Annotated in this window: 1 protein-coding gene; it reads left to right on the top strand. The window is 53.7% G+C overall.

Going from position 1 to position 1,718, the window contains the following annotated elements; all coding sequences use genetic code 11:
- On the top strand, window positions 1-1,456 hold a 1,456-nt coding region (locus KDK16_RS07920; RefSeq protein ID WP_257275476.1), incomplete at its 5' end, for an ankyrin repeat domain-containing protein.
- Between the last annotated feature and the right edge of the window lie 262 nt (window positions 1,457-1,718).

The following is a 1,718-nucleotide window of genomic DNA, read 5'->3' as shown; positions in this document are numbered from 1 at the left end:
TGTCCCCATGGACACTGACACAGCATTGGAGTCCGATCCCTGTCCTATTTGTCTGTTTCACTTCCATGGTCGTGATTCAGCGCCTGTGGTCGTCAAAACCCAATGTTGTGGCCACCACTTCGATCTGGACTGTATTTCGAAGTGTTTTGTTGACCAGCCTATCGGCTCTCGCCGTTGTGCAATGTGCCGGCAGGACCCGATGCCTATGGTGAATGTGAACACCGGTGAATCTCACCCGGATACATTTTTCCCCGATCAGGCGTTTTATGAAGCCTGTTTTGAGGGGAATTTGGATCAAGTGGAGAAGTCATTGGCTGAGGGAGTCAATGTCAATGCCGTTATGGATAATGATCTCACTGCGTTGATGTTGGCATCAGGTCAGGGGCACAAGGACATCGTCGAACGCCTGATCAACGCCGGGGGCGATCTCAACGCCCGTTCTGAGGATGGTGCCACCGCGCTGTTCATCGCTACCCAGGAAAATAACACCGACTGCCTGAAACTCCTGATCGAAGCCGGGGCGGATCTTAACGCCCGGACTGAGGATGGCGTCACCGCGCTGTTCATGGCCGCTGCGGACGGCAATACCGGCAGCTTGAAAGCCCTGATCAAAGCCAAGGTTGATCTCAACGCCTGTAATATGCATGGCGCCACCCCGCTGTTCATTGCTGCCCAACAAAATAACGTCGACTGCGTGAAAGCTCTGATCGAGGCCGGGGCGGATCTCAACGCCCCCCGAACCAAGGATGGCGCCACCCCGCTGTTGATCGCTGCCCAGGAAGATAACACCAACAGCTTGAAAATCCTGATCGAAGCCGGGGCGGATCTAAACGCCGCCATGCTGGATGGCCCCACCCCGCTGTTCTTCGCTGCCCAGGAAAATAACATTGACTGCGTGAAAGTCCTGATCAACGGCGGGGCTGATCTCAACGCTGCCTTGCCGAATGGTGCCACCCCGCTCTACATAGCTGCTGAGATGGGCAACACTGACTGCTTGAAAGCCCTGATCGAAGCACGGGCTGATCTCAACGCCCAGACTGACGGTGGCGCCACCCCGCTGTTCATCGCTGCCCAAAAAAATAACATCGACTGCCTAAAAATCCTGACCGAAGCCAGAGCTGATCTCAACGCCCGGACTGAGGATGGCGCCACTGCCCTGTTCATCGCTGCCCAGGAAAATAACGCCGACTGCGTGAAAATCCTGATCGGAGCCAAGGCAGATCTCAACGCCCGGACTTCGGATGGCGCCACCCCGCTGTTCATCGCTGCCCAGGAAAATAACATCGACTGCGTGAAAGTCCTGATCAACGCCGGGGCTGATCTCAACGCTGCCATGTCGAATGGCGCCACCCCGCTGTCCGTCGCAATCTTGATGAGCAATAACGACTGTGTGAAAGCCCTGACCAGGGCCGGGGCAAGGCATGGAACAAAAGAAAGGCATTATTTAATCCAGTAAACACGGCTTTCGGGTGTACCTATCTTCTGAGTTTTTGAAATGGGTGATGATTTAGTCACAGCAAACTTTATAGTCATAGAGAAAGTGAAGCTGAATCACTTTCAGCTCTGAACCAAAATCTACATGGCATGACTGAAAGCTTCTCTGGGGCAGTTCAGAGAATAGCTAACTGCGTAACTTGCGTTCTTTCCTTGATCTATCCTCCCTCTCTGTACACCAGAATGCAGGGATAGAATGATTAAACACTCGCTCTTTGCAGCAC

The organism is Endozoicomonas sp. SESOKO4, assembly GCF_024606275.1.
This window is presented reverse-complemented; position numbering and strand designations above follow the sequence as displayed.